This window comes from Gordonia sp. LMA167 (assembly GCF_058130025.1).
Window position 1 is genome coordinate 852,811 of the sequence record NZ_CM176708.1, and the last position, 26,628, is coordinate 879,438.

At 66.7% G+C, this 26,628-nt stretch carries 23 protein-coding genes and 2 tRNA genes; 10 read left to right on the top strand and 15 right to left on the bottom strand.

The genetic code is table 11. From position 1 onward, the window contains the following. Positions 1-59: 59 nt before the first annotated feature. Positions 60-1,979 carry a Stk1 family PASTA domain-containing Ser/Thr kinase gene (gene pknB / locus ACVT6V_RS03845; protein ID WP_489898492.1) on the top strand — a complete coding sequence of 640 codons (1,920 nt, stop codon included), beginning with the start codon at positions 60-62 and terminating at the stop codon, positions 1,977-1,979. Between the two features lie 443 nt (positions 1,980-2,422). On the opposite strand, the gene ACVT6V_RS03850 is transcribed toward pknB, so the two are convergent. Continuing rightward, complete coding sequence (locus tag ACVT6V_RS03850) at positions 2,423-3,100, bottom strand: aminodeoxychorismate/anthranilate synthase component II (protein ID WP_489898493.1); 678 nt, start codon at positions 3,098-3,100, stop codon at positions 2,423-2,425. A 211-nt stretch (positions 3,101-3,311) separates the two neighbouring features. On the opposite strand from ACVT6V_RS03850, the gene crgA reads away from it, so the two are divergent. Together crgA and ACVT6V_RS03860 are read left to right on the top strand one after the other, a co-directional pair. After that, positions 3,312-3,602 (top strand): cell division protein CrgA, encoded by a 291-nt coding sequence (crgA, locus tag ACVT6V_RS03855; protein ID WP_489898494.1) that lies wholly within the window; start codon positions 3,312-3,314, stop codon positions 3,600-3,602. 112 nt (positions 3,603-3,714) lie between these two features. After that, positions 3,715-4,218 carry a PH domain-containing protein gene (locus tag ACVT6V_RS03860; RefSeq protein WP_489898496.1) on the top strand — a complete coding sequence of 168 codons (504 nt, stop codon included), beginning with the start codon at positions 3,715-3,717 and terminating at the stop codon, positions 4,216-4,218. Positions 4,219-4,249: 31 nt separating this feature from the next. Here the strand turns inward: ACVT6V_RS03860 and ACVT6V_RS03865 are convergent, their stop codons facing one another. Together ACVT6V_RS03865 and ACVT6V_RS03870 are read right to left on the bottom strand one after the other, a co-directional pair. Beyond that, on the bottom strand, positions 4,250-5,194 hold the full coding sequence (locus ACVT6V_RS03865; protein ID WP_489900696.1) for a rhomboid family intramembrane serine protease: 945 nt from the start codon (positions 5,192-5,194) through the stop codon (positions 4,250-4,252). After that, positions 5,191-5,721, bottom strand: coding sequence for a peptidylprolyl isomerase (locus ACVT6V_RS03870; protein ID WP_489898497.1), 531 nt, complete (start codon positions 5,719-5,721; stop codon positions 5,191-5,193). Before ACVT6V_RS03870 ends, ACVT6V_RS03865 begins: the two co-directional genes overlap by 4 nt. Positions 5,722-5,845: 124 nt before the next feature. Between ACVT6V_RS03870 and ACVT6V_RS03875 the strand changes: the two genes are divergently transcribed. Together ACVT6V_RS03875 and ACVT6V_RS03880 are read left to right on the top strand one after the other, a co-directional pair. Continuing rightward, positions 5,846-6,019: a hypothetical protein gene (locus tag ACVT6V_RS03875; RefSeq protein WP_489898498.1), complete on the top strand. Its 174-nt coding sequence runs from the start codon at positions 5,846-5,848 to the stop codon at positions 6,017-6,019. A 702-nt stretch (positions 6,020-6,721) separates the two neighbouring features. Then, positions 6,722-7,219: a DUF4190 domain-containing protein gene (locus ACVT6V_RS03880; protein WP_489898499.1), complete on the top strand. Its 498-nt coding sequence runs from the start codon at positions 6,722-6,724 to the stop codon at positions 7,217-7,219. Positions 7,220-7,823: 604 nt separating this feature from the next. Here ACVT6V_RS03880 and ACVT6V_RS03885 read toward each other — a convergent pair. From ACVT6V_RS03885 to ACVT6V_RS03895, 3 genes are all read right to left on the bottom strand, one after another. Then, positions 7,824-8,543 (bottom strand): hypothetical protein, encoded by a 720-nt coding sequence (locus ACVT6V_RS03885; protein WP_489900697.1) that lies wholly within the window; start codon positions 8,541-8,543, stop codon positions 7,824-7,826. Positions 8,544-8,647: 104 nt separating this feature from the next. Continuing rightward, entirely contained in the window at positions 8,648-9,874 is a 1,227-nt protein-coding gene (locus ACVT6V_RS03890) for a hypothetical protein (RefSeq protein ID WP_489898500.1), read from the bottom strand. Between the two features lie 157 nt (positions 9,875-10,031). Then, the gene (locus ACVT6V_RS03895) at positions 10,032-10,898 is read right to left on the bottom strand and encodes a DUF8176 domain-containing protein (protein ID WP_489898502.1); all 867 of its coding nucleotides are present in this window, start codon (positions 10,896-10,898) and stop codon (positions 10,032-10,034) included. A 146-nt stretch (positions 10,899-11,044) separates the two neighbouring features. Here ACVT6V_RS03895 and ACVT6V_RS03900 point away from each other — a divergent pair, with 146 nt between their 5' ends. Beyond that, positions 11,045-11,176, top strand: a complete 132-nt coding sequence (locus ACVT6V_RS03900) for a hypothetical protein (RefSeq protein WP_489898503.1) — start codon at positions 11,045-11,047, stop codon at positions 11,174-11,176. Positions 11,177-11,281: 105 nt separating this feature from the next. Beyond that, the gene (locus ACVT6V_RS03905; RefSeq protein WP_489898504.1) at positions 11,282-11,884 is read left to right on the top strand and encodes a hypothetical protein; all 603 of its coding nucleotides are present in this window, start codon (positions 11,282-11,284) and stop codon (positions 11,882-11,884) included. Positions 11,885-11,989: 105 nt separating this feature from the next. Here ACVT6V_RS03905 and ACVT6V_RS03910 read toward each other — a convergent pair. The 9 genes from ACVT6V_RS03910 to dnaN all read right to left on the bottom strand — a co-directional run bounded on the left by ACVT6V_RS03910 (position 11,990) and on the right by dnaN (position 22,331). Beyond that, a tRNA-Ala gene (locus tag ACVT6V_RS03910) sits at positions 11,990-12,065 on the bottom strand. 61 nt (positions 12,066-12,126) lie between these two features. Continuing rightward, a tRNA-Ile gene (locus ACVT6V_RS03915) sits at positions 12,127-12,200 on the bottom strand. Positions 12,201-12,410: 210 nt separating this feature from the next. Then, a complete protein-coding gene (locus ACVT6V_RS03920) occupies positions 12,411-13,304 on the bottom strand; it encodes a DUF3566 domain-containing protein (RefSeq protein WP_489898505.1) in 894 nt (297 codons plus the stop codon). Between the two features lie 85 nt (positions 13,305-13,389). After that, positions 13,390-15,873 (bottom strand): DNA gyrase subunit A, encoded by a 2,484-nt coding sequence (gene gyrA, locus ACVT6V_RS03925; RefSeq protein ID WP_489898506.1) that lies wholly within the window; start codon positions 15,871-15,873, stop codon positions 13,390-13,392. A gap of 123 nt (positions 15,874-15,996) precedes the next feature. After that, positions 15,997-18,072 (bottom strand): DNA topoisomerase (ATP-hydrolyzing) subunit B, encoded by a 2,076-nt coding sequence (gene gyrB / locus ACVT6V_RS03930; RefSeq protein WP_489898507.1) that lies wholly within the window; start codon positions 18,070-18,072, stop codon positions 15,997-15,999. 320 nt (positions 18,073-18,392) lie between these two features. Continuing rightward, complete coding sequence (locus ACVT6V_RS03935) at positions 18,393-18,950, bottom strand: DUF721 family protein (protein ID WP_489898508.1); 558 nt, start codon at positions 18,948-18,950, stop codon at positions 18,393-18,395. Continuing rightward, on the bottom strand, positions 18,947-20,170 hold the full coding sequence (gene recF, locus ACVT6V_RS03940; RefSeq protein ID WP_489898509.1) for a DNA replication/repair protein RecF: 1,224 nt from the start codon (positions 20,168-20,170) through the stop codon (positions 18,947-18,949). The genes ACVT6V_RS03935 and recF overlap by 4 nt, the downstream gene beginning before the upstream one ends. A gap of 1 nt (position 20,171) precedes the next feature. Further along, on the bottom strand, positions 20,172-21,098 hold the full coding sequence (gnd, locus tag ACVT6V_RS03945; RefSeq protein ID WP_489898510.1) for a phosphogluconate dehydrogenase (NAD(+)-dependent, decarboxylating): 927 nt from the start codon (positions 21,096-21,098) through the stop codon (positions 20,172-20,174). Between the two features lie 63 nt (positions 21,099-21,161). Next, complete coding sequence (dnaN, locus tag ACVT6V_RS03950) at positions 21,162-22,331, bottom strand: DNA polymerase III subunit beta (RefSeq protein WP_489898511.1); 1,170 nt, start codon at positions 22,329-22,331, stop codon at positions 21,162-21,164. 1,217 nt (positions 22,332-23,548) lie between these two features. Here dnaN and ACVT6V_RS03955 point away from each other — a divergent pair. The 3 genes from ACVT6V_RS03955 to ACVT6V_RS03965 are packed head-to-tail and all read left to right on the top strand — an operon-like array spanning position 23,549 to position 26,519. Then, positions 23,549-24,208 (top strand): helix-turn-helix domain-containing protein, encoded by a 660-nt coding sequence (locus tag ACVT6V_RS03955; RefSeq protein ID WP_489896798.1) that lies wholly within the window; start codon positions 23,549-23,551, stop codon positions 24,206-24,208. A gap of 38 nt (positions 24,209-24,246) precedes the next feature. Continuing rightward, positions 24,247-25,707 carry a transposase gene (locus ACVT6V_RS03960; RefSeq protein WP_489896797.1) on the top strand — a complete coding sequence of 487 codons (1,461 nt, stop codon included), beginning with the start codon at positions 24,247-24,249 and terminating at the stop codon, positions 25,705-25,707. A gap of 38 nt (positions 25,708-25,745) precedes the next feature. Further along, complete coding sequence (locus tag ACVT6V_RS03965; RefSeq protein ID WP_489900698.1) at positions 25,746-26,519, top strand: ExeA family protein; 774 nt, start codon at positions 25,746-25,748, stop codon at positions 26,517-26,519. Positions 26,520-26,628: the final 109 nt, after the last annotated feature.

Below are 26,628 nucleotides of genomic sequence, written 5' to 3' on the forward strand. Positions count from 1 at the left end.
AGGCACACCGGCCGGTCGTCGAGACGACCGGATCAGCGAAAGATGGTGAGGCCAAGGTGATGTCGACGCCGCACCACTTGTCCGACCGTTACGAGCTCGGAGAGACGCTCGGATTCGGCGGGATGTCGGAGGTGCATTTCGCACGCGATCTCCGGCTGCATCGCGACGTCGCGATCAAGGTGCTGCGCGCCGACCTCGCCCGCGACCCCACGTTCTATCTGCGCTTCCGTCGCGAGGCACAGAATGCGGCCAAGCTGAATCACCCGACGATCGTGCAGGTCTTCGACACCGGAGAGTCCGAGACCGACGACGGTCCGTTGCCGTTCATCGTGATGGAGTACGTCGACGGCGACACTCTGCGTGACGTGCTGCGCGCAAACGGCCCCGTGTCACCTCGGCAGGCCATGACCTGGATGGCCGACGTCGCTGCGGCGATGGACTTCTCGCACCGCAACGGCATCGTGCATCGCGACATGAAACCGGCGAACGTCATGATCGACAAGTCCGGCGCCGTGAAGGTGATGGATTTCGGGATCGCGCGTGCCATGAGCGACACGACGTCGACGATGACGCAGACGTCGGCGGTCATGGGCACAGCTCAATACCTCTCGCCGGAGCAGGCGCGCGGCATCAAAGTCGATCCACGTAGCGACATCTACTCGATGGGCTGCGTGCTGTTCGAGCTGATGACCGGCGAACCGCCGTTCACCGGTGACTCCCCGGTCGCCGTGGCCCACCAGCACGTCCACGAGGACCCGGCGTGGCCGTCGTCGATCCGCCCGGAGATCCCACGCGAGCTGGATTCGGTGGTGCTCAAGGCGATGAGCAAGAACCCGGCCAATCGCTACCAGTCGGCGAACGATCTGCGTTCGGACCTGATCAAGGTGCTCGCCGGCGGAAAGCCGTCGGCTCCGATGCTGTTGTCGGATGAGGATCGGACCGAGTTCATCGACGCGGCGCCCCGCCGGTCGCTGCTCACCGATTCCGGTCCGCGGCGCCCGGTCACCTCACATCGCCGCGACGACGATGGTGATGACGCGCGGCCGCGCCGACGTCGGTACCGCGGTCTGCTGCTGGGCGCGATCGCGGCGATCGTCGTCGTGGTGGCCGGACTATTCCTCTGGTCGCCGTGGAGTTCGGACTCGGCGCAGCAGGTACCGGTGCCGACAGTGGTGGGACTGCCGTCCACGCAGGCTCACGACAGTTTGGAGAAGGCCGGCTTCAAGGTGAAGGAACTCGAGGAACCCAGCCTGGACGTTCCCGCCGGTTCGGCAACCCGGTCCGCACCCGCGGAGAATGTGCTGGCGACAGAGGGTGCGGAGATCACCCTCTACATCTCCAGCGGGCCGCAACGCCACCAGATGCCGGATCTGCGGGGCAAGACACCCGACGAGGCCACCGAGGAGTTGCGGGTTCTCGGCTTCTCCAATGTGAAGACCGACCGGGTCGACTCGAGCGGGGAGCTCAAGGACAAGGTGGTCAACACGACCCCGCCGACCGGCGCAGAAGCACCGGTCAACGGCGCGGTGGTGGTGCATGTCGGCAACGGGCCCAAGGAGATCACCGTCCCCGACGTCACCGGACAGTCCGAGGACGCCGCGCGTACGGTGCTCGAGCAGGTGGGTCTGAAGGTGGTCAGTGTCGCCGGCGATTCCGAACTCCCGGCCGGTCAGGTCGTGAGCAGCTCGCCCGCCGCCGGAGCCACGGTGGAGCAGGGCGCGACGGTGCAGATCGTGGTGTCGCGAGGCAACATGTTCGTGATGCCGAATCTGCGGGGCCGCACACCGGCACAGGCCCGGGCGGCGCTGACGGCCGCGGGGTGGGAGGACAGCACCCTGACGCGCTCCAACCGCAACGTCCCGATCACCAGTTCCGACAACGGCAAGGTGATCGATCAGGATCCGGCGGCCGGGACCAGGGTCCGCAAGGACGGCTCGGTGTCGATCGTGATCGGCCAGGCCAGCCTGCTGCCCGGCTGACGCGGCCCGACCAAGCCCCTGATCCGCCGCGGCACCGGATCAACAACCCGACCCCGGTCACCGGCCCGCGGGCAACCAGCAACCAACCCCAACCCCGGTCCCAGGTCCCTGGTCCGCAGGGCAACCAGCAACCAACCCAACCCCGGTCCCTGAGGAACGAGGCGCCAGCCGAGTGTCACGAAGGGCCCTTCGTGACGCGTCCTCGCAAGCTCGGAGGCTCCTCAGGGACCGGACGTTGGCGACGCATCCTCGCAAGCTCGGAGGCTCCTCACGGACCGTGTTGGGGACGCGTCCTCGCAGGCCCCTCCGCTCAGGAAGCAAGTGCTGGGTTTCCCTCGAATCAGGATCAGCCCCTGATCCGCAGCGTTAGCGGATCAGCAACCCAACCCCGGTCCCTGAGGAACGAGGCGCCAGCCGAGTGTCACGAAGGGCCGACGATCAGCTCAGCCGATCGCCGCGGCCATCTCGGTCTCGAGAACCTCCACCCGGGACTCGGGGATATCGATGCCGCACACGGCCAACCAGTTGGCGAGCATGCGATGGCCACCCTGGGTCAGGACGCTCTCCGGATGGAACTGCACGCCGTGAATCGGCAGCTCGCGGTGGGCCATCGCCATCACGATGCCCGACTCGGTGCGGCCGGTCACCATGAGTTCGTCGGGGATGGTCTCGGGAAGCACCGTCAGTGAGTGATAGCGGGTGGCGGTGAACGGGTTGGGCAGTCCGGCGAGCACTCCGACACCGTCGTGGATGACCTGCGACGTCTTGCCGTGTAGCAACTCGGGGGCCCGATCGACGGTACCGCCGAACGCCGCACCGATCGCTTGATGGCCCAGGCATACGCCGAGCAGCGGCAGACCGGTGTCCCGCGCGACTCCGACCATGGGGATGGTGGCTCCGGCGCGCTGGGGGGTTCCGGGACCCGGGCTCAGCAGCACACCGTCGAAGCCCTCGGCGGCGGCGGTCGGGTCGGCCAGTTGCGGATCGTCGTTGCGCCACACGACGGCCTCGACTCCGAGCTGGCCGAGGTACTGGACCAGGTTGTAGACGAAGCTGTCGTAGTTGTCGATGACGAGGATGCGGCCGGACCCGGATTCCTCGTGCGCAGACGGCTGGATCACCCAGTCAGGCTACCTTGGCCGCAGGTGGCCGGGTCGAGCGGTTTTCGTTCGGCGCCCGAGCAGAGGATGCGACATTGCCGGGACGGCGACCTGGTGAGATACCGTGGACAGATAGTACTTGCGAGCGACGGACCGTCGTGTACACGAGTGTGGACCGGTACCGTCGCGCCTGACCGACAGCCCGAGGCTGTTCAGCACTACAGAGGAAGTCATGCCGAAGTCAAAAGTCCGGAAGAAGACCGACTACACCATCAATCCGGCGAGCCGGACGCCGGTGAAGGTGAAGGCCGGGCCCTCGAGCAACATCTACGTCTGGATCATGCTCGGCCTGATGCTGCTCGGGCTTGCCTGGCTGATCGTGTTCTACCTGGTCGCGACGCCGTCGGCGTTGGGTGCCGAGGGCAAGCCATTGCACTGGATGTACGCCCTCGGTCCGTGGAACTTCTTGATCGGGTTCGCCCTGATGGTGGCCGGCTTGTTGATGACCATGAGGTGGCGCTGACGTCGGCGGCCTGTCTCCGACCAGGCCGAACACCCTCGACTCACATGTGTGTAATTCATCCACACTGTGGAAATCACATGTGTGTAAGTCATCCCCATTGTGAGTAAGTCCTGTGGATAACTCTGCTGATCTGTCCACACTCGCGTGGTCGACGTCGCGCACGGCCGGTCTGGCACTCGGCGTCGGCGGTCTGATCCTGCTGGTCGGCGCAGCGGTGACCGCGTCGGACCGGGTAGGTCTGGTCCTCATGGGCGCCGCGGGTCTGCTGCTGTTGGGATTCTCCGGTTATGCCCTGACGGTTCGCCCACGTCTCGCCGTGACCGCTGTGGGCGGCCGGCCGGCGGTCGAGGTCCGCACGCTCGGCGGTACGCACACCTATCCGCGTGATCGGATCGAGCGGATCCGGCTGCTGGATTTCCGACGCATCGGGCGTCGCACGGGTCAGCTCGAGTTCGACTTCCTGCGCCCCGGCGCACCGACGACCCCGCCGGCGGACGGGTTACGCGAAGACACACGTCTGATGGTGTTCAGTCGCTGGGACCTCGGCACCGACCTCGACTCGGTCGCCGACGACCTGCGGCGCGCCGGGTTCGTCGTCGAGGATCAGCGCAGGTAGCGGTGGAGTCGGCGAGCGGCTGCGGTGCCGCTCAGCCGACGAGGACGTGGCTGTCCGCGGACAGTCCGACGCCGACGCCGATAGCCACCGCCAACACGATCAGCACACCGATCGAGATCCACCCCACCCGGGCGGCGGCGGACGCCGAACGGCGTTGCGGGGAGAGCACCCATTGCGGCCCGAAGATGATTCCTGCGGTCGCCGCGGCGCCGAACACGAGGCCGCCGAGATGCGCGAGCAGCGAGATGCCCGGGATGGTCACCGACAGCACGATGTTGAGCACGATGATCGAGATCACCGGGGCCGGGGAGACACGCGCCTTCAGGACGACGACGAGGACCGCTCCCATCAAGCCGTAGATCGCTCCGGAAGCACCGGCATTGATCGCCGTGCCGGAACCGAGGGCCATGACCGCCGCGCTGCCGCCGAGCAGTGCGGTGAAGTACACGCCCAGGTAGCGCGGGATACCGATGGCGATCTCGAGGTCGCGGCCGAGGATGTACAGCGAGATCATGTTGACCGCGATGTGGGTGACCGAGAAGTGCAGAAAACCGGCGGTGAACAGGCGCCAGTACTCGCCGTCGGCGACCCAGGGCTTCACCAACGCCCAGTCGACGAACAACGGCGACCGGAGCATGTCGAAGCCACGGGCCTGCAGTGCACAGATCGCGAAGATCACGACGTTCACCGCGATCAGGCCGTAGGTGGCATAGGGGCGCGCGGCGACCATCGGTGTGGCCACCATCGGTCGGATCCCGCGGTCCCCGTAGGTCGGGGCGACAGTGGATCGCTGCACCCCGTCGTTGCTCAGGCAGGCCACACAGTGCTGCCCGACCGCGGCCGGACGCAGACACTCGGGACACGCGGGCCGGCCACACCGGCTACACGCCAGCCCGGTCGGTCTGTCGGGATGCCGAAAGCACACCGCCGGCGGGCCGGCGGTGTACTGCGGACCGGGATGTTGCGGGCCGGTCAGCTGATTTCGATCTTCTCGATGATCACCTCGTCGAGCGGACGATCCGCCCTGTCGGTGGAGGTCGTGGCGATCGCATCGACGATCTGCTGCGACGCCGGGTCGCTGACCTCTCCGAAGATGGTGTGGCGACGGTTCAGATGCGGCGTCGGGCCGACGGTGATGAAGAACTGCGAACCGTTGGTGCCCGGGCCTGCGTTGGCCATCGCGAGCAGGTACGGGCGGTCGAACTGCAGTTCAGGGTGGAACTCGTCGGCGAACTGATAGCCGGGTCCGCCGCGGCCGGTGCCGGTCGGGTCGCCACCCTGGATCATGAAGCCCTCGATGACGCGGTGGAACACCGAGCCGTCGTAGAACGGGCCACTGTTGCCGCCGGAAGCGTTCGGCTGCTTGTACTCCTTGGAGCCGTCCGCGAGGCCGACGAAGTTGGCCACGGTCTTGGGGGCGTGGTTCGGGAAGAGTTCGACAACGATGTCGCCGCGATTGGTCTTGAGAGTCGCGGTCTGCTTCTGAGTAGTCACGCCTTCCATCCAACCACTTCTCCTGTGGTGGGGGATCGGCCCTCAGCGAACAACGCGGTGTTGTCAGGTGCTGTGCGCCACGTCCCACGCGCCCGGGGTGACAGTGCGCGACGGATGCTGGCACGCTGGTGGCATGTCGAACAAGTACGTGTGGGCCGCAGTCTCGGTCCTGGCCTCGCTGTTCGCGACGGCGATCACCGTGGCCGTCGTCCGGCGTTCCCGGCGCGAACCCCCGCCGATCTCCGCGACGGTCCCGCGGGTCGAGGAGCTCGCTCGCGCGGGTGACGACCCGGCATCCACCCAGTAGTTTGACCTCGCTTCTTGCCGCTTCGTGACCGTGCACGCATCGGTAGCTGCGCGGACCATGCATCGACAACGGTAGTTTGGAACAGTGACCTCCGACGACACCTCACGTCCTCCCACCGATCCCGGTGGGTCCCGGGATGGGACCGGCGATGATGGTGGCGCGACGGCCGGCACTCCGGTGTCGGCACCATGGGAGCGTCGTCCGACGGCTCCTGTGACCGCACCGGGTGCTCAGGCACCATCGTCTGGCTCCGGTCCCGCACGCCCGACCCCTCCTCCGCAGCCCCGGTCGAGTGGACGGCCTCCGCAACCGGGGGTGGCACCACCCGGTGGTCCCCCGCCCTCGCGCACGCAACCTCCGCCACGCGGACCCGGCGGCCCACCGCCGATGCCCACCGGTGGGCCGCCACCGGGTGGTGGTCGGCCGACTGCTGGTGGCGTGCCCCCGTGGAACACCTCGGGACCCGGCGGCCACAACGCACCACCCCGTCGGGGCGGCCCTCCTCCCCCCGGTTACCGACCTCCTCCGGGACGCCGCCCACCGCCGCCGGGGGGCGCCCGCCCGCCGCAGCCCGGTGCACCGCACCAGTCCCCACAATCAGGTCCACCTCCGCAGGCCGGACCACCTCAGGCCGGCGGGCCGCGACCCGGCGGCTCTCCGCGCGGGCTGTCGCCCAGCGCAACCCCGACCCGTGTCACCGCGTTGCCCCAGGGTCCGGATGTCGCCGAGCCGACGACCCGTGTCCCCCACGAGCCCCGCTCGGACGCCGACACCACTGTCAACCGGCCCCCGCCGTTTCACGAGGAGGCCGACGGTCTCACGTCGGTCGACTCCTCGACGCCCACCCGCGACGGCGGCGAGTCGAGTCGCACGCTGGCCTACTCGAACACCAACCCCGACAAAGACGTTCCGGAGGAGCCCGTGCCCACGCGGACCCGCACCGAGGCCGCCCGGCCCTCCCGCACCGCTCGGTCGCGGGGCACGAACCGCATGGCGATCTGGGCCCTGGTGCTGTCCATCCTGGGTATCACCGCCCCCATCGGCCTTTTTCTCGGCTACCGCGCGCGCTCAGCCATCGCACGCACGCGCGAGCTCGGTGAACCCTTTGCGCGCGTGGCCATCTGGATCGGCTGGTTGTACATCGTGGTCTTCGTGCTCGCGTTGGTGACGTATTTCTGGATCGCTGGACAGGGTTCCTGAGCGCAGCCTGCTCGTGTCCTTCGAATGAATGACACTGCCCGATGCGGTTGCGGCAGTTCGAGTGTGGTTGGCTACGATGACACAGATCAGGCGTTCTGTGCCGACAACCGATCCGAAAGGCCCCGCGTGTTCCGACGTTTCGTGGTGTTGATCGCGGCTTCTGCTGCGGTGCTGTCTGTTTCACTTGTCGATGTGGGCGCGGCGCAGGGGCGACCGTACGAGGCACCGCGGATAAGCCAGTACTCCCAAGATGTTTGGGCTGTAGGTGGCAACAGCGGATGTCGAGGTCCTGTCCACGTCGGGATCAAGGTCGACCGTCAGCAGCGGGGCAAGGCATTCATCACACTGAGCCCGCGCTCGTTCGTGGGTACAGGTCCGGGGTGGCAACGGAATCCGGTTTGCAGGATTCGGATACGCAGCGGCGTTGACTTCGACTCGTTTTACCAAGGCCCATCGGCTCTGGTCACTGCCGGACCTCACGGAGGGAAGGCAGTCCACCTGACCATGTATCCCGGATCTGGCCTACACGCATTGAGTTTCATCGGCAGCGGTCTGTCGTACTTCTCTGCGAACTATCTGGTCATCCCATGACCGGGGTACCAGGCTAGTGCCGATGCTCCCTCTCCCTTGTCGATGATCCCAGTTCTCCCAGGGAGGTCCAGGTCGTAGCCGCAAACCTCTGCTGCGCATCCCGATCCAACGCAGTTCCCTCTCCGAGCACCGGCTCGTACTCGAGGCCGACGACACCGGCAACGCGACCCGCCACCACATCGATGAGCATCTGCGTCAGGGCCTGGTGATTCAAAGTCGGCACCTGGCAACAGATGACCATCACCGTGCGGCTGAGCACCCCTGCCGCCTCCCACTCGCTGAACACCTCGCGGGATCGATTGAGCAGATCGGGACGCGGCCCAACGACCAGAACCGGTGTCACGCTGTTCAACTCGGGCGAACACAACTCCGGCAGCACGGTCAGCGGACGGGCGCCGGCATCGACCACCGGGACCGAACCAAAGCGCCAACTGTGCAGCACCACATCGGTGATGGAGGCATCGGGAGCCGGCAAGAGCCCTGTGCCGAGCTCGGTCCGCAGCAGCGCTTCGTCACCGGTCGCCCGCAGTCGCTGATGGAGGTCACCGTCGTTACCGGCAGCGTCGACCCACCACGACGTTCCGCCGAGCGTGGTGCCCGCGCGATATTCGGCCAGTAGCGCGGACACCACCGATGTGCCCACGCCACCTGCCGTGCCGCAGACCACCACACTGCGCTCGGCGGTGTCCGGCGGCGTAATCGCGCCCCCTGGTCCCTGGGCATCCTCGCTCATCGTCACTCTCGAACTCTGTCTCGGTCGGGTCGTATCACGACCTTGGCTGACTGTGGCCCAGACGTCCGGGCCACAGTCAGTGTAGGGCGACCCGATTCAACCCATCAGTGCGCCGGCGCGCTCTCCTGTGGCCATGCGACGTGAAGCCCCGGGATCGCACTCTGCGCCTGCGTGGAGCGTTGCTTGGTGCCCTGCCGTGCCGAGTTCTCTGCGCCGCGCGCACCTGCACCCAACAGTCCGTACGGCGCCATGGCCTGTTCCACCGACCAGTTCACGTGCATCCCGGCAACCGATGCGTGAACATCGCCGCGAGCGTTGACCACATAGTCGACCGCCGGCAGCCCGGCGTTTTGCGCATCCTCGGGCGAGAGCTTCAACTCGAACTGGTTGGCGCCGGGGTTGGGCAGGGGCCTGGCCTTGGGGGCTTTCGGATCCCGTTGCTTCCAGGGCTCGGCCGGATTCGCACCTGGGTCGCCGGCACCGAGCGCGTAAGCAAGAGCGCCGCCGGCCGTTCCGCCGATCGCGGCCCCCACGGTTGCACCGGCCGCGCCGACGCCGACAGCCCCTATGGCCGCTCCGGTTGCCAGGCCGATGCCGGCACCGGCAGCAGCGCCGAGGCCAATGATCCCGCCTCCCGTCGGAAAGATGAGATAGGGGAAGACGACCGCGTTGTAGATGCCTCCGGCAACAGCGCCGACTCCCGCACCGATCACCGCCCCACCGGCCGCCCCCACGACCGCCGCCGGAATCCCCAACGTCACCGCTCCGGCGGTGCCACCCGTCATGACACCGATGATCGTCGACGCCGCCTGCCGCGACGCCTCATCGGCGGGCACGCCCACCGAGATCAGCCCTTGGGCGATCTTCGCCTCGCCGTACGCCGACCAGGCGTTAAGGGAGTTGACGTCCCTCTCGGACATGCCCTTCGGGATGTCGGTGATGAAATTGCCCACACGAATCTTCTCGGGCGGAGGCGCGATCGGGCGCACCGGCGCCGTCGGTTTCGGCACGGTCAGCGGCTGCTCGGGAACCGGGTCATAGGCGTCGTCGTAGGTCGGGGCCTCGTACGTGCTCGGCTCGACGTACGGCTGATACGGCGCTTCCTGCGGCGGCGCGGGCAGCGAACCGGGCCCGGGAACTGCCACGGGGGCCACTTCGGGTGTCGGGGTCGTGCCACCCTGCTCCGGCGCGGTCTGGCCGGGCGTCGTGCCACCCTGCTGTGGTGCCGTGTCGCTCGGACTGGTTCCGCCCTGTTCCGGCGCCGCCTGGGCCAGGCCGGCTCCCATTCCTGCCGCTATCGACGCTGCCAACGCCGCCGATGTGACCGTCATCAACAGCGGCGTGCGCCGCTGCCCCTCTCCGCCAACACGTTTCCGTGTCCCCCGCTGACTCATGATGTACTGCTCTCCCCTTCAGATGTGACCTCAGTGCAGGTCACGTGGACATGAAATTGTCGCTGCGTGCACGCAGCCGGTCTGTCGGCCGTGGCTACTCTTCGGACGTGATCGCGGCGATCCAGAACTTGCCGCGCGATTCGATGGTCTTGATCTGCTGGCGGTACACGATCGTCTCCGCATCGGGCCCGGGCGGGATCTCGGTGAGTACCACCGAATAGGTTCCCTTCCCCAGGTCGGTGATCGAGAGGCAGTGTTCGGTGCCGGGGGCCCGCTGGTTGATGTACTGCTGCATAACCGACGCGGTGGCGACAGCATTGGGCGCCGCAACGGAACGCGCTGCGGCGGCGGAGCGCTCGACGTAATAGGCGTAATTGAAGGCGAGAATCGCGCCGGCGCCCGACTTCTGATCGCCCCGCCCGTGGCCCGTGGTGACTGCGCCATCGACCATCGCCGAGCAGGCGTCTGCCGGGGTCGACGAGATGGTCGCCGACGTGGGTCCTGCAGCCTGGGTGGTGGTCTCCCGCGCAGAGTCGCCGCCGCCGACTTGCGTCGCAGTGACTGCGGCCGCCACTGTCAGCACAATCACCGCGACCGCGGCCCCGAGGATCGGTCTGCGATGGTCTTTCCACAAGCGCGGCGGACCGCTGCCGCGCTTCGGAGGGACGGCTCGTACGAGCATCTGCTCGAAGGGATCGCGGGCACCCTCACGGGCTGCGTCGGGTGGATGCGGGGCGTCCTCGGTCGGAGCGGGGATCCGCTCAGATACCTCCGGATCCGTAACGACGGGAATCGACGCGGTCGGAGTGGAGTCTCCCCATGACGGCTCCGGCGAATGGCTGCCGCGACTCGGGACCGCACCCACCAATCCGGCGGTCACGAGCGCCCGTGCCAGCTCGCTCGCCGGTGTCTGTTCGGAGACAGGCCATGCGGGAACGTCGTCGAACCAGCCAGATGCCATGGTTCTCACCCCCCGACTCGCAGCACTCCCCTGTACTGCACCCCCGACAATGCTGGCAGCAGGTTATCGAAAACGCTTTACGGAAGCACATCGGGATCGCGGAGCTTCCCTGGTCAGCACGGTCAGGTCTGGTCACATTCATCCCGATGGATGACAAGCCGCGGCGCGGCGGCGTCATCGCCGACGAGGTTTCTTCCACCCAGACGACGCGTGCCGATCCTGGCAAGGGACGACTGTGTGCAGACCTTGCCACCCCTCGCCGCGCGGAGCACGATTGATCACGGAGTGGCTGCGGCCACGGGCCGTCGCTTCACGACGGAGACCTGCGACGGGTCGGCCACCACCATTGATCTCACTGCGGGTGATCCGCAAGGAGGCACATAATGTTCATCCAACTCATTCAGGGAAAGGTTTCCGACCAGGACGGGCTCCGGCAATGCCTTGATCGCTGGGATCGGGATCTGAGGCCGGGTGCCACCGGCTACCTCGGAACCACCGCGGGAACGTGCGACGACGGCACCTTCGTCGCACTGGCCCGCTTCGAGTCCGAGGACGCGGCACGACGCAACAGTGAGCGCCCGGAGCAGGGTGCGTGGTGGTCGGAGACAGAGAAATGCTTCGACGGTGAAGTCACGTTCATGGATTGTCCGGACGTGACCGAGTGGATGGGCGGCGGCTCTGACGATGCCGGGTTCGTCCAGATCATGGAGGGCCACACACGCGACATCGGCCGCATGCGTGAAATGCTCGATCAAGCCGGCGACCGTTTGCACGAAGTCCGCCCCGAGATAATCGGCGGAACGTTGTGCAGCGGGAGCGGGGACGAATTCGTCGAGGCGGTCTACTTCACCTCCGAGTCGGAGGCTCGTGATCACGAGAAGCTGGATATTCCCGACGACCTGCGGTCTCTGTACGAGGAGGAAATGCGACTGATGGGCGACGACGTCGTCTACCTCGACCTGCATCGGCCGTTGCTCTACAGCTAGGAGATCGGTAGGCGATTCTGGAGGCGATCATCGGATCCGTGGCGACCCACTTCACTTGCGGTGAGGTGGGTCGTTCGCCGTGAGGTGGACGCTGGTACGGGTGGGTGGTGGAGCCTAGGAGATTCGAACTCCTGACATCCGCCTTGCAAAGGCGGCGCTCTACCAACTGAGCTAAGGCCCCGACTCGGTCAGATAAGTGACCGAACTGGGTGCGAATCGGGTGTGCAACACACCTCTCGCAGTGGGCCTAGGAGGACTTGAACCTCCGACCTCTTCGTTATCAGCGAAGCGCTCTAACCGCCTGAGCTATAGGCCCTTGAACCGAGGTGTGAGATTACCCGACCGGAGGCCGAACAACCAAAACGGCTGGTCGGAGGGGTGTAGTTGGGCCCGGTGCAGTGGTCTCGATAAACCGCTCGGCTAGCGCCTCACGGCTACTCGACCACCATGGCACGGCTCAGGCAACACCGGACCGCTCGTCCGGCGTTGGCAGCGTCCGACGCCCCGGGTCCACCCGGTGCAGACCTCAGTCGAGGTCGGCGAGGGTCACCTCGGCGCCGCCCACGAGGTCGGCACAGAGGTTGTAGATGTAGGCACCGATGGTTGCGAGCGCGGTCAGCAGGATCGCGTTGATCGCACCCAGCAGCGCCGCCCAGCCGAACACGGATCCGGCGCCGATGATGTCGCCCTCGCTCGTGGAGCCGTCAGCGGTCACCAGGGTGCCGAACGAGCTGTTGACCTGATCCCAGACACCCATGCCGTCGAGCACGAGGTACAGCACGGCGACCGAGATCATCCAGATCAGGAATCCCGCCACCGACAGCACCGCCGCGACCTTGAAGGTCGCCCACGGATCGATCCGCCGCAGCTGCACGGCGGCACGCAACGGCCGCGACCCGATCTCGGCGGGCGCCGACCGAGGCGTCTGCGCAGCAGCGGGCTGCCGCGCTGTCTGCTCGTTGACATGGTGGATCGCGTCGAGGTTCGGCAGCTTCTCGGCCGGCAGATCGTCACGGTCGATGTGACGCGTCGGCGACTCCACGAACTTGCCCGACTCGCCGGTGGTGGTCGTCGTGGTCGTGGTGCCCCACGAGTCGCCGCCGCGCGATTCATCACCATCACGCGGATCGTCCAGTTTCGTGATCGGCGCCTGCTGCCCGGACATGCTGGCCGCGGCCGTCACGATCCCCCGCGGCGGCGGACCCTGATGCCGAGACGTGCCGTTCTGTCCTTCTCCCGGCTGACCCGACCCGCCCGACCCGCCGGGTCCGTGACCTGTGCCGGTACCGTTCGGACCGCGCTGCCACGGTGGCACCAGGCCACCCGGAGCAGTCCCCTGCTGCCCCGGACCGGAGGCCGCATGCGGACCGGAGTCCCCATTCGTGGGCTTCTTGTCGTCCGGTGTGTTCGGTGAGCTCACTGGCAATCCCTCATTCGGTGTTCTTATGCCCCACACTAACCGCTAGCGGTCGCCGAGCCGGGTCACCAATGCCGGAACCCGCCGATCAGCTCTGCTCCTCGTCCGGTTCGTCCGCGTTGCGCGCGATCGCGATGACGGTGGTATCCGCATCGAGGTTCATCAGGCGCACACCCTTGGTCTGACGGCCGGCCTTGCGGACCTGCTTGGCACCGGTCCGGATGACGCCGCCACCGGAGGTGATGGCGTAGAGCTCGGAGTCGTCGTCCACGATCAGCGCGCCGATCAGCTCACCACGACGGCGGTCGTGCTGGATGGTCAAGACACCCTTGCCGCCACGACCCTGGACCGGATAGTCGTCCATGCCCGTGCGCTTGGCGTAGCCGCCCGAGGTGGCGACCAACAGATATGTGCCCTCGCGGACGACGTTGAGGGAGAGCAACTCGTCGTCCCCGTTGAAGCGCATGCCCTGGACACCCGAGGTCTGCCGGCCCATCGGACGCAGCGCCTCGTCGTCGGCGTGGAAGCGGATCGACTGACCCTTCTGCGACACCAGCAGCAGGTCGTCGTCGGCGCTGCACAGCTGTGCGCCGACGAGTTCATCCTCACCGCGGAGGTTGATCGCGGCGATGCCGCCGGACCGGTTCGAGTCGAAGTCCACGAGCTTGGACTTCTTGACCAGACCGTTGCGGGTGGCGAGGACCAGATACGGCGCATCTTCGTAGGTCTTCAGCTGGATGACCTGGGCGATCCGCTCCTCCGGCTGGAATGCCAGCAGGTTGGCGACGTGCTGGCCACGTGCGGTCCGGTTGGCCTCCGGCAGCTCGTACGCCTTCGCCCGGTAGACGCGACCCTTGGTGGTGAAGAACAGAATCCAGTCGTGGGTCGAGCTGACGAAGAAGTGCTTGACGATGTCGTCCTGCTTGAGACCGGCACCCTGCACCCCCTTGCCGCCGCGACGCTGGCTGCGATAGAGGTCCGACCGGGTCCGCTTGGCGTAGCCGGTCTCGGTGATCGTGACGACGACCTCTTCACGGGCGATGAGATCCTCGTCGGCGACGTCGCCGTCGGCCGCGATGATCTTGGTGCGCCGCTCGTCGCCGTACTTGTCGACGACCACCTTCAATTCGTCGCGGACGATGTTGCGCTGCCGTTCCGGCTTGTCGAGGATGTCCTGCAGGTCGGCGATCTCGCGTTCGATCTCCGCCAACTCGTCGATGATCTTCTGGCGCTCCAACGCCGACAGCCGGCGCAGCTGCATCGCCAGGATGGCGTCGGCCTGGATCTCGTCGATGTCGAGCAGATCGATCAACCCGTTGCGCGCGGCCTCGGTGTTGGCCGACGCACGAATCAGCGCGATGACCTCGTCGAGCGCGTCGAGCGCCTTGACCAGACCGCGGAGGATGTGGGCGCGCTCCTCGGCCTTGCGCAACCGGTAGCGGGTGCGCCGCACGATGACGTCGATCTGATGGGCCACATACAGCCGGATCATCTGATCCAGGCGCAGGGTGCGCGGGACACCGTCGACGATGGAGAGCATGTTGGCGCCGAAGCTGGTCTGCAGCTGGCTGTGCTTGTAGAGGTTGTTGAGCACGACCTTGGCGACGGCGTCGCGGCGCAGGGTCACGACGATGCGCATACCCGCACGGTCCGACGACTGATCCTCGATCCGGCTGATGCCCTTGAGCTTTCCCTCGTTCACCTGTTCGGCGATCGACTGGATCAGGTTGTCCGGGTTGACCTGATAGGGCAACTCGGTGACGACGAGAGTCGTTGTGCCCTTGTTCTCTTCGATGTCGACGACGCTGCGCATACGGATGCTGCCGCGGCCGGTGGTGTAGGCATCCCGGATGCCCTGACTGCCGACGATCAGACCGGCGGTCGGGAAGTCGGGACCCTTCACGCACTCCATACACGCCGCGAGGGTGGTCTCGTCGTCGGCGTCGTGGTTCTCGAGCGCCCAGAACACCGCGTCGGCAACCTCATTCAGGTTGTGCGGCGGGATGTTGGTGGCCATACCGACGGCGATACCGCCGGAACCGTTGATCAGCAGATTGGGGATCCGCGACGGCAGCACCGTCGGCTCGTTGGTCTTGCCGTCGTAGTTGGGCGTGAAATCGACTGTCTCCTCGTCGATGTCACGCAGCATCTCCATCGCCAGCGGCGTCAGACGCGCCTCGGTGTAACGCATGGCGGCCGCGCCGTCGTTGCCGCGGGAACCGAAGTTGCCCTGGCCGTCGATGAGCGGGTAGCGCATCGACCACGGCTGCGCGAGGCGCACCAGCGCGTCGTAGATCGCGCTGTCACCGTGCGGGTGATAGTTACCCATCGTCTCCGCAACGGGTTTCGCGGATTTGACGTAGCTGCGGTCCGGGCGGAAACCGGCGTCGTAGGACGCGTAGAGCAGTCGGCGGTGCACCGGCTTGAGGCCGTCGCGGACCTCGGGCAGCGCACGGCCCACGATCACGCTCATGGCGTAGTCGATGTAGCTGTTCTGCATCTCCTGGCCGAGATCGACCGGTTCGATGCGGTCGCCCTCTCCCCCGGCCGGGGGCAGCGTGGTGTCAGTCATGCGTGACCTTCTCTGATTGGGGCAAGTGGTGGTCTGGGCGTGGGTCTCGGTCTCGATACGCTCCCTGCGCCGGCGCTCCGGGTGCTACTCGACCATCGGTACTCGGTGGCCGGCGCGGATGGCTCAGACGTCCAGGAAGCGAACATCTTTGGCGTTGCGGGCGATGAAGCTGCGGCGGGCGGCGACGTCCTCCCCCATCAGGATGGAGAACAGTTCGTCGGCGGCGGCCGCATCGTCGAGGGTCACCTGGCGGAGGACGCGGACCGCGGGATCCATGGTGGTCTCCCACAGTTCCTTGGCGTTCATCTCACCGAGACCCTTGTAGCGCTGGATGCCGTCGTCGGTGTTGATCTTGCGCCCGGCGGCCTTGCCCGCCTCGAGCAGTCCGTCGCGCTCGCGGTCGGAGTAGGCGAACTCGGGTTCGCTCTTCTGCCACTTGAGTTTGTAGAGCGGCGGCTGCGCCAGGAACACGTGGCCGTGCTCGATCAGTGGACGCATGAAGCGGAACAGCAACGTCAGCAGCAGCGTCGAGATGTGCTGACCGTCGACGTCGGCGTCGGCCATCAGCACGATCTTGTGATACCGCAGCTTGGCGATGTCGAACTCGTCGTGGATACCGGTGCCGAACGCGGTGATGATCGACTGGACCTCGGTGTTCTTCAGCACCCGGTCGATGCGCGCCTTCTCGACGTTGATGATCTTGCCGCGCAACGGCAGGATCGCCTGATACATCGAGTCGCGACCCGATTTGGCGCTGCCGCCGGCCGAGTCGCCCTCGACGATGTAGACCTCGCACTTGGTGGGATCATTGCTGCGGCAGTCGGCGAGCTTGCCGGGCAGTCCGCCGATGTCGGTGGCGGTCTTGCGGCGCACCAGTTCTCGCGCCTTGCGCGCGGCCATCCGGGCCTGCGCGGAGTCGACGGCCTTCTTGACGATGATCTTGGCCTCGGCCGGATTCGCCTCGAACCAGTGACCGAGATGCTCGTTACAGGTCTTCTGCACGAAGCTCTTGACCTCGGTGTTGCCGAGCTTGGTCTTGGTCTGTCCTTCGAACTGCGGGTCGCCGACCTTCACCGAGATGACTGCCGCGAGGCCCTCGCGGATGTCGTCGCCGGTGAGCTTGCCGTCCTTCTCCTTGAGGAGCTTCTTGTCATAGGCGTACTTGTTGACCGTGCTGGTCAACGCCGCACGGAAGCCCTCTTCGTGCGTGCCGCCCTCGTGGGTGTTGATGGTGTTGGCGAAGGTGTGCACGGACTCGGAATAGCCGGCGTTCCACTGCATCGCGATCTCCACCTCGTGCCCGGTGCCCTTCGCGGTGAAACCGATGACCGAGGTGTGGATGGAGTTCTTGGTGCGGTTGAGGTGCTTGATGTAGTCGACGAGCCCGTCCGGGTAGTGATAGGTGCGGGTGCGGGCCCGGGCGGCCTTCTGCGTCTTCTCTTCCGGCGTCTTGATCGCCTGGGGTGCGGCGTCGTCGCTGTCGGCGTCCATCTCGGCCTCGGCGACGGCCGCCTCGTCACTGAGACGGTTGTCGGTCAGCGTGATGGTCAGGCCCTTGTTCAGGAATGCCATCTCCTGCAGGCGTCGGGCGACCGTCTCGGCGCTGAACGCGGTGGTCTCGAAGATCTTCGAATCCGGCCAGAACCGCACCGTGGTGCCGGTCTTTCGGGTCGCCTCGCCCTTCTCGAGCGGGCTCGGCTTGGCATAGTCATAGTGCTGTTCCCAGTGGAAACCGCCGTAGTTGATCTCGAGCTCGACGCGCGTCGACAGCGCGTTGACCACGGAGATACCGACGCCGTGCAGACCACCCGACACCGCATAGGCGTCGGAGTCGAACTTGCCGCCCGCATGCAACTGGGTCATGACGACCTCGACGGTGGGGACTCCCGTCGCGTGCATGTCGGTGGGGATGCCGCGGCCGTCGTCGACCACCTGCACACCACCGTCTTCGAGCAGGGTGACGTCGACCTTGCTGGCGTAGCCGGCCATCGCCTCGTCGACCGAGTTGTCGACGACCTCCCAGATCAGGTGGTGCAGACCGCGCTCACCGGTGGAACCGATGTACATGCCGGGACGCTTGCGGACAGCTTCCAGGCCTTCGAGGATGCTGATCGAATCGGCGCTGTACTCACCGGGCTTCTTCGCCTTCCGCTTCTTTGCAGCGCTGTCTGACCCGTTGGTGTCGTTGGTGTCGGCCACGAGGTGCGTCCGCTCCTTCTGTCTCGGTGATGCCGCAGGAATGAACACACGACGACCTCATCCGCATCGGTGACGCGGACGAGAACGGTATGTGGGCGGGGCCTTGTACCCTGCCGACGTCCACCCCTGTCGGGACAACTCCCTACATACTACTGCCTGACCCGACCAGGAATGGGGATCCGGGGCCGCTAACGCCCGCGCAGATCGATTTTTTTCGTTCGGTGCCGGTCCGATTGTGGCCGAGACCCAAATCCGGCGTCTGCGGTTCACTGGCTCGCTCCTGTGGCCGGACCGCGACACGGAGGGCCGCCCGGTCACCGTCAGCCGTAAGTGTCGCGTGGACCCCGCCCCGAGATGTGCCGAGGTCCCTTGCGCCAGGACGGGGCCTTCGGGCCGGTGATCCGCAGACTCGTCACCATGCCGTCACCGATGGCGGCCGCGATCTTCGCCAGAATGGTGGATTGCATGTAGCGGAGCTGGGTGGCCCAGGCGGTCGACTCCGCCTGGATATGTAAAACCTTGTCGTCCAACGACGTCGGCTTCGCGTGTGCCGCGACGTCGGCACCGACGATCTGCCCCCACATCCCGAACAGGGTTCCCTGACCGATCTGTGGCTGCCACCCACGTTCGGCGGCGAGCCGTCCGGTCAGGCGACCCAGGGGCTGCGGATCCCGCGCATCCGGACCCGACGCGGACCAGCTCCGGCGCCGTCCCGAGCCACGACGCTGCCCGCTGACCGGCGACGACCTGCCCTGACCGACCGATTTCCCGGCCGCGCGGGCGGCGGCACGGGCATCCTCCAGCGCTTTGCGCGCGAGTTCATATCCCGACGACCGTGACACGTCGGACCGTGCATCACCGGATGGTGCGTCGCTCATGCGTCGTCCTCCCCTGCAGCGCGCACCCCTGCAGTGTCTTCCCTGGGGGCGAGCTCGCTCATGATCGAATGCCGGTCCCCATTGTCCTCCACGACACCGACAGCCACCCGACGTCCGCCGATCATCGACGGAATGTCCTCGGGAACCGCCGCGGTGACCAGCAACTGCTCGGCCGACGACGTGAACTCGACGAGTTGGGTCCGCCGCTGCGCGTCGAGTTCGGCGAACACGTCGTCGAGCATGATCACCGGCTCCACCCCCTCCGCCCGGACGAGCTCGACCGATCCCAACCGCAACGCCAGCGCCAATGACCATGACTCGCCGTGGCTGGCGAATCCCTTGGCCACGTCACTTCCGAGGATGATGTCCACGTCGTCGCGGTGCGGCCCGACGAGGCTGACCCCCCGGTCGATCTCCTTGCTGCGGAGTTCACCGAGCCGGGCGAGCAGGATCGTGGTGATCTCCTCGGCAGATGCCGGCGCCCCGTCGGCGGGGACCACGTCGGGCCCGGCCGCGGCCCGATAGGCCAGTGCCGCCGGACGTGAGTGCGGCGCGATCGATGCATACGACTGCGTGAAATGCGGTGACAGTTCCCGCAATACGTCGATCCGCGCCGCGGTGACCTGCCCACCCAGATCGGCGAGCTGACCGTCCCACACGTCGAGGGTGCTGATCACCGACTCGGCGTCGGATCCACCTCGGCGCAGCGCGGCACCCGCGGTCTTGAGGAGTGCCGAGCGCTGGCGTAGGACCCGATCGTAGTCGGAACGTGCTGCGGCCCAACGTGGTCCGCGTTGGGCGACGAGTTCGTCGACGAACCGTCGCCGATCCGACGGATCGCCGCGGATGAGCAACAGGTCCTCCGGTGCGAACATGACGGCGCGCAGGATCCCGAGGATGTCGCGGGCCCGGCGCGACGGACTGCCGTTGACGCTGGCCTTGTTCGCCCCGTCCGCCTTGATCTGCACCTGCACCGTCAGCTCGCGACCGGTGTTCTCCACGGTGCCGGTCACCGTCGCGGTGGTGGACCCGCTGTGCACCAGCGGTGCGTCCGTACTGACGCGGTGCGAGCGCAACGTTGCCAGGTAGTAGACCGCCTCGAGGAGGTTGGTCTTGCCGAATCCGTTGCGTCCCACGAAGATCGTCGGTTCGGGACGAAGAGTCAGATCGATCTCGCGCCAGGAACGGAAGTCGCGCAGAGTCAGTTCACGGACGAACACGTCACTCGACGACGGGGGTGTTGGTCTCGCCGACGGAGCGTCCCCCGGTGTCCTTGACCGCGTGGCCACCGAACTGATTACGCAGGGCCGAAACGGCTTTCAGTGCGGGCGAGCCCTGATCCTGCCGGGATGCGAAGCGGGCGAAGAGCGCCGCGGAGATGACGTTCGCCGGCACCGAATGCCGGATCGCCTCCTCGACGGTCCACCGGCCCTCGCCGGAATCGGTTGTGTAGTCGGAGATCTCGGCCAGGCCCGGGTCTTCCTTGAGTGCGTTGACCAGCAGCTCCAACAGCCAGGACCGCACGACGGTGCCCTGCGTCCACGCCTGCAGGGTGCCCTCGACGTCGGTGATCAGGGGTTCGGCGGAGAGCAGCTCGTAGCCTTCGCCGTAGGCGTGCATCAGGCCGTACTCGACACCGTTGTGCACCATCTTGGCGTAGTGGCCGGCGCCGACCGGACCGGCATGGACGAACCCGTCGGCACGATCGCCGGGAGGGCGCAGCGCATCGAAGATCGGCATCACACGTGCCACGTCCTCGTCGGTGCCGCCGACCATCAGGCCGTACCCGTTGCGTAGGCCCCAGACCCCACCGGACACACCGCAGTCGATGTACCCGATGCCCGTCTCACCCAGCTTCTGGGCGTGCGGCAGATCGTCGGTGTACTTGGAGTTCCCGCCGTCGATCACCACGTCACCGGACCCGAGCAATCCGGCGAGTTCGGCAATCGTGGAACGTGTCGGCTCACCCGAGGGCACCATCACCCAGACCACCCGCGGTGACTCGAGGGCGGCAACCATCTCGGCGAGGGATCCGACGTCGGACACCTCCGGTCGCGGGTCGTAGCCGACAACCTGGTGACCGGCCTCCTGGAGGCGGGTGCGCATGTTGGCACCCATCTTTCCGAGGCCGACGAGTCCGAGCTGCATGGTGATGTCCCTCCGGTCGCTCGCGCGAGCGCGATTCCTACGGTGGCCGCGGATGATCCTGGATCAGCCGGGCAGACGCACCGGCATCAGCAGGTAGGTGAAGACGCTGTCAGGTGCGACGTACGCGCCGGATTCGTCGGCGACGGGCTCGTCACCGGTCGACGGGCGCAGCACGGCTGGCCGGCTGGGTGTGGTGAAGCCGAAGTCCACAGTGGGCACACCGATCGCCGACAACCCGTCTTGCAGGTAGCCGGGATTGAAGGCGATGGTGAGCGGCTCGCCGTGGAACTGCACGGGCAGCTCTTCCTCGGCCTTGCCGGCCTCGTCGCCGCCGGCGGTGAGCAGCAGCGTGCCCTCGGTGAACTCCATGCGGACCTGCGCCCCGCGCTCGGCGACCAGGGCGACGCGCTTGATGGCCTCGATCAGCGGTGCACTGTCGATGGTGGCGACCGCGGTGTGGCTGGCGGGAAGCAACTGGCGGAATTTGGGGAACTCGGCGTCGAGCAGGCGGGTGGTGGTGCGCTTGGTCTCGCCGAGGATCCCGAGGATTCCTTCGCCGCCGATGGCCGAGCCGGCGCCGAATGCCAGCGAGATCTGGCCGGTGGCCTCGGATCCCGCGGTCCGGGCGCTTTCCGACAGCGTCTTGGCCGGAACCAGGACGGCACCGGAGGTGTCTCCGGCGGCGGGATCCCACTCGAGCTCGCGCACGGCGAGCCGGAAGCGGTCGGTGGCGGCGAGGACCACACGGTTGCCGTCGATCTCGACGCGAACGCCGGTGAGCATCGGCAGGGTGTCGTCGCGTCCTGCGGCGACCGCGACCTGACCGATCGCCTCGGCGAAGACCTGGGCCGGGATGGTCCCGGTGACCGTCGGCGGTTTGGGGAGCTCCGGGTAATCCTCGACCGGCATCGTCGGCAGCGAGAACTTGGCGCTGCCGCAGCTGATGGCGACGCGGGTGCCGTCGAGGCTCACATCGACCGGCTTGTTGGGCAGCGCCTTGGTGATGTCGGCGAGCAGACGACCGGATACCAGCACCTTGCCCGGTTCCGCGACCTCGGCCGCGACGGTCTCCTGCGCCGAGACCTCGTAGTCGAACCCGGACACCTCGAGTCCGTTGTCGCCCGCGGTCAGAACAACGCATCCGAGGACCGGGACCGGCGGTCGGGCCGGCAGGCTTCGGGCCACCCAGGCAACGGAATCTGCGAACTCGTCACGCGCGACACGGAACTTCATGCTGGGTGGTTGCCCTTCTCTGTTCTGCTGACTCTCGTCATACCCACCCTCGTCCGCCGAATACCGGCGACGGATCGGTGGGATTGCCCGGTCTGGATGTCGACTGGGATTCCCGACTGGGATTTCCACTGTAGAACGAGCCTGCCAGACGGGGAGCCGTTGGGGGGAACTGTGGGCCGCGATGCGACGGACCCAGCTGGTGGGCCGGCCGCGATGTGCACAACACCTTCTTTTAGAAGATGTTCTTTAGAGAAGGATCCATCTCAGTAATAGGGCCTGTGAATCTGTGCACCGAGCTCGGATCCAGCAGGTCATCCTCGGTCGGCATCTGTGGATGGATCGTGGACAGATGTTGAGGGAATGACAAGGTCTGTGTGGAGTTCGCCATCCGTTCGGCCGGTGTCCACGTGGCGTGCACAAGTTGCGCCCAGTTATCCCGAGGTTTGTCCACAGCTGGTGATGAACCGTTTCAGTGACCGTTGAGACCGGCAGGGGCGGATCCGCGCATGACAAACCCTGTGGTTCGAGTCGAGAGTTGCGGCCCGGTGGTGGGGGTGGGTTGTGACTCCGGTTGCTGTGGCGGTGGAGTTGGGTGTGACCCGGTCCCTGTGGTGGTGCGCTAGCGGTGTGGGATGTGACCCCGGTTGCTGTGGTGGTGCGCTAGCTGAGTGGGGTGTGCCCGCGGTCCCGGAGAGGCCCGGAGCGCTAGCGGTGTGGGGTGTGCCCGCGGTCCCTGAGAGGCCCGGAGCGCTAGCGGTGTGGGGTGTGCCCCCGGTCCCTGAGGAGGCCCGGAGCGCTAGCGGAGGGCCGTCACGAAGGGCCCTTCGTGACGCATCCTCGCAGGCTCGGAGGCTCCTCAGGGACCGGGTGGTGACGCATCCTCGCAGGCTCGGAGGCTCCTCAGGGAGCGGGTGGTGACGTGTCCTCGCAGGCCTGCGGGAGCTCCTGACGGGAGCGCCCTTCGTGACGCTCGCTCACTTCGTTCGCGGGCTCCTCAGGGAGCGGGTGATCACGCGTCCTGTTGACCGTCTCTGGGGGTGGCGACCACCGGGTGGGGTGGAGTCTTTGAGGGTGCGGATCTGTTGATTGCCGGCGCGTTGGAATTGACGGTGGTCGTCGGCGTCGTCAGGGTGACGAGGAACTGATGGTTGCCCGGCACCCCCGCCCTCTCCGGCAAGATTGTTCGGGGGTGCCGTGCGTAGTGCGAAAGGGCACTGATGGTCACCGTAGAGGTCGATCCTGCACGCGTCGAGTCCCGTCTACTCTCGGGCGATCTTGCGTGCCCGTCGTGCCCGTCGGGAGTGCTCGGCGGGTGGGGCCACGCACGGGTTCGACGCGTTGTCGGGGCACCGGATCCGATTCGGCCACGACGTTCGCGCTGTCGGGGGTGTTCGGCGACGCACGTGCTACTTCCGGTGGTGTTGCTGCTGCGCCGGGCCTATCTCGCGGAGTGGATCTATGCGGCGTTGCAGTTGGCGGCGGCAGGGTCGGGGCACCGGTCGATCGGTGCCGCTTTGGGCGTTCCGGCGACGACGGTGCGCGGCTGGATTCGGGTGTTGGCCTCACGGGCGGATGCGGTGCGCGATCACTTCCTCAGCATTGCGGTCGCCGCGGGTGTCGACGTGAACATTCCGAAGGCGACCGGCAGTCGGTGCGGTGACGCACTCGCGGCGATCGATGCGGCACGGTCGGCGGTGGGCAGCCGATTCGGTGCCGACATTGTCGGTGCGGTGACGGCGGCGGGTGTGTTGGTGGCGCTCTCGGGTAGTCGGCTTCTGGCACCCGGGTGGCCGGCCGGCTACGGGGTCGCCGACCCAACACCAGTTGCCTCTCCCCGTGTGGGTGACGGTCGGCGATCCTCGGATGCGACTGCCTGACACAGGGTTCAGGCAGCATTCAGTGTGGGGAGAGTGGGTTGGTCGTGTCGCACGACAAGGAACGGGAACGGCGTCAGAAGGTGGGGTTGTTCCGCTATCAGTTGATCTGCCCGGCCCTTGATGCCGGGTTGTCGACGAAGGCCCGTGGGAAGGTGGTGCGTGCGATCGCCGCACGCGAGCACACCGACCCATTCGGTACTGCGGTGCGGTATTCGCGGGACACGTTGGATCGATGGATCCGCCGCTACAAGGCCGACGGGTTTGAGGCGTTGGTGCCGGCAACGCGGCAGGCGACGTTGCGCACCGATGCCTCGGTGTTGGAGATGGCGGCGGCGTTGAAGCGGGAGAACCCGGCTCGCACCGCGGCGCAGGTGCAACGAATTCTGCGGGCATCGTCGGGGTGGTCACCGTCGGAATCGACGTTGCTGCGGCACTTCCACCGCCTGGAGTTGATCGGCCCGGCGGCCGCCGACGCTGCGCCGGTGTTCGGGCGGTTCGAGGCGGAGAACCCGAACGACCGGTGGGTCGGCGATGCACTGCACGGTCCGAAGATCGGTGGCCGCAAGAGCTATCTGTTCGCGTTCCTCGACGACCATTCACGCCTGTTGACCGGATATCGGTTCGGGTTTTCCGAAGACACCGTCCGGCTCGGTGTCGCCCTCGAGCCGGCGTTGGCTGCCCGCGGGGTCCCGGAGTCGGTGTATGTCGACAACGGGTCCGCGTTCGTCGATGCGTGGTTGCTGCGGGCGTGTGCGAAACTCGGTGTCCGGTTGGTGCATTCGACGCCGCACCGCCCCCAAGGCCGGGGGAAGATCGAACGGTTTTTTCGCACCGTGCGCGAGCAGTTCCTCGTCGAGATCGCCGACACCACCGCCGAGGAACTCGCACAGACGGGTGTCGATCATCGCACCGCTTTGCTGGAGTTGAATCGGCTGTTCACCGGATGGGTGGAAACCCAGTACCACCGCCAGCCCCATTCCGAGACCGGGCAGTCCCCGCTGGATCGGTGGGAGGCGGGCTGGGCACGCCTGGGCCGGACCGCGGCGATGCCGACCGCTGCCGCTCTCACCGAAGCATTTCTGTGGTCGGAATACCGCACGGTCACCAAGACGGCGACAGTGTCGTTGCACGGCAACACCTATCAAGTCGACGGCGCGCTGGTCGGGCGGAAGGTGGAGTTGGTGTTCTCCCCGTTCGACATGGAGACCATCGAGGTCCGTTACAAGGATGCTTCGTATGGTCGGGCGGTGCCGCACAACATCACTCGGCACGTCCATCCGAAAGCTCGACCCGAGATACCCGAACCACCGGCACCCACTGCCACAGGGATCGACTACCTGCACTTGGTGGCCGAAGCCCATCATGATCAACTGCGCCGAGATCGGCGCATCGGCTACGATGCACTGTTCGGCGCAGGCACCGACACAGAGATCGAGGGGCAGCTCAGCATCGATGACATCGCCAGAGAAGACACCGAACGAGCGGAGGGTTCGGCGTGAGTATCGAACGGCTACAAGCACATTACGGTTTCACCAGGATGCCGTTCGGGCGTAACCTCGCACCGTCGATGCTGCATCGCCACCCTGGTCACGCCGAAGCCGTCGCCCGCATCACCTGGTGCGTGGACCAACACGCCATCGGGGTGATCACCGGTGAGGTCGGAGCCGGTAAAACTGTCGCGATCCGCTCGGCCACAGCCGCATTGGACCCGGCGCGCCATGTGATCATCTACCTGCCCAACCCGTCGGTCGGGGTCCGCGGGATGCTGCACCACATCGTCACCGCACTGGGACGGGCCCCGAACTTCTACACCGCGACGCTGGCGCCGCAAGCAGCGGAATCACTGGCCGCCGAACACGCTGAACGCGGCCGCACCCCGGTGGTCGTCGTCGACGAGGCGCACCTGCTCGACAACGCACAGATGGAAGCGATCCGCATGCTCACCAACCACGACATGGACTCCGGTTCCCCGTTCGCCGCACTATTGGTGGGGCAGCCGACCTTGCGGCACCGGCTCAAACTCGGCGTCCTGGCGGCACTCGATCAGCGCATCGCCGTCCGATATGCGCTCGGCGGGATGGCGCCGGCCGACACCGCCGACTACATCGGCCACCACCTCAAGATTGCCGGCCGTTCCGACCCGCTGTTCTCCGACGACGCCGTCACGCTGATTCACACCGCTGCACGCGGGCACCCGCGGTCGGTGAACAACCTTGCCGTGCACGCTCTCACCGCCGCGTTCGCCGCCAAATCTGCGATCGTCGACGAGAAAGCAGCCCGGATCGCCGTCACCGAATCCGGCAACGACTGAGGCACTCACCGCTCGACGTCACCACGCCGACCACACCATCACATCGCAGACACAGGGCCCCGACCGCTACCGCGGCCGGGGCCCACCCATATCGACATCATCGGCAACA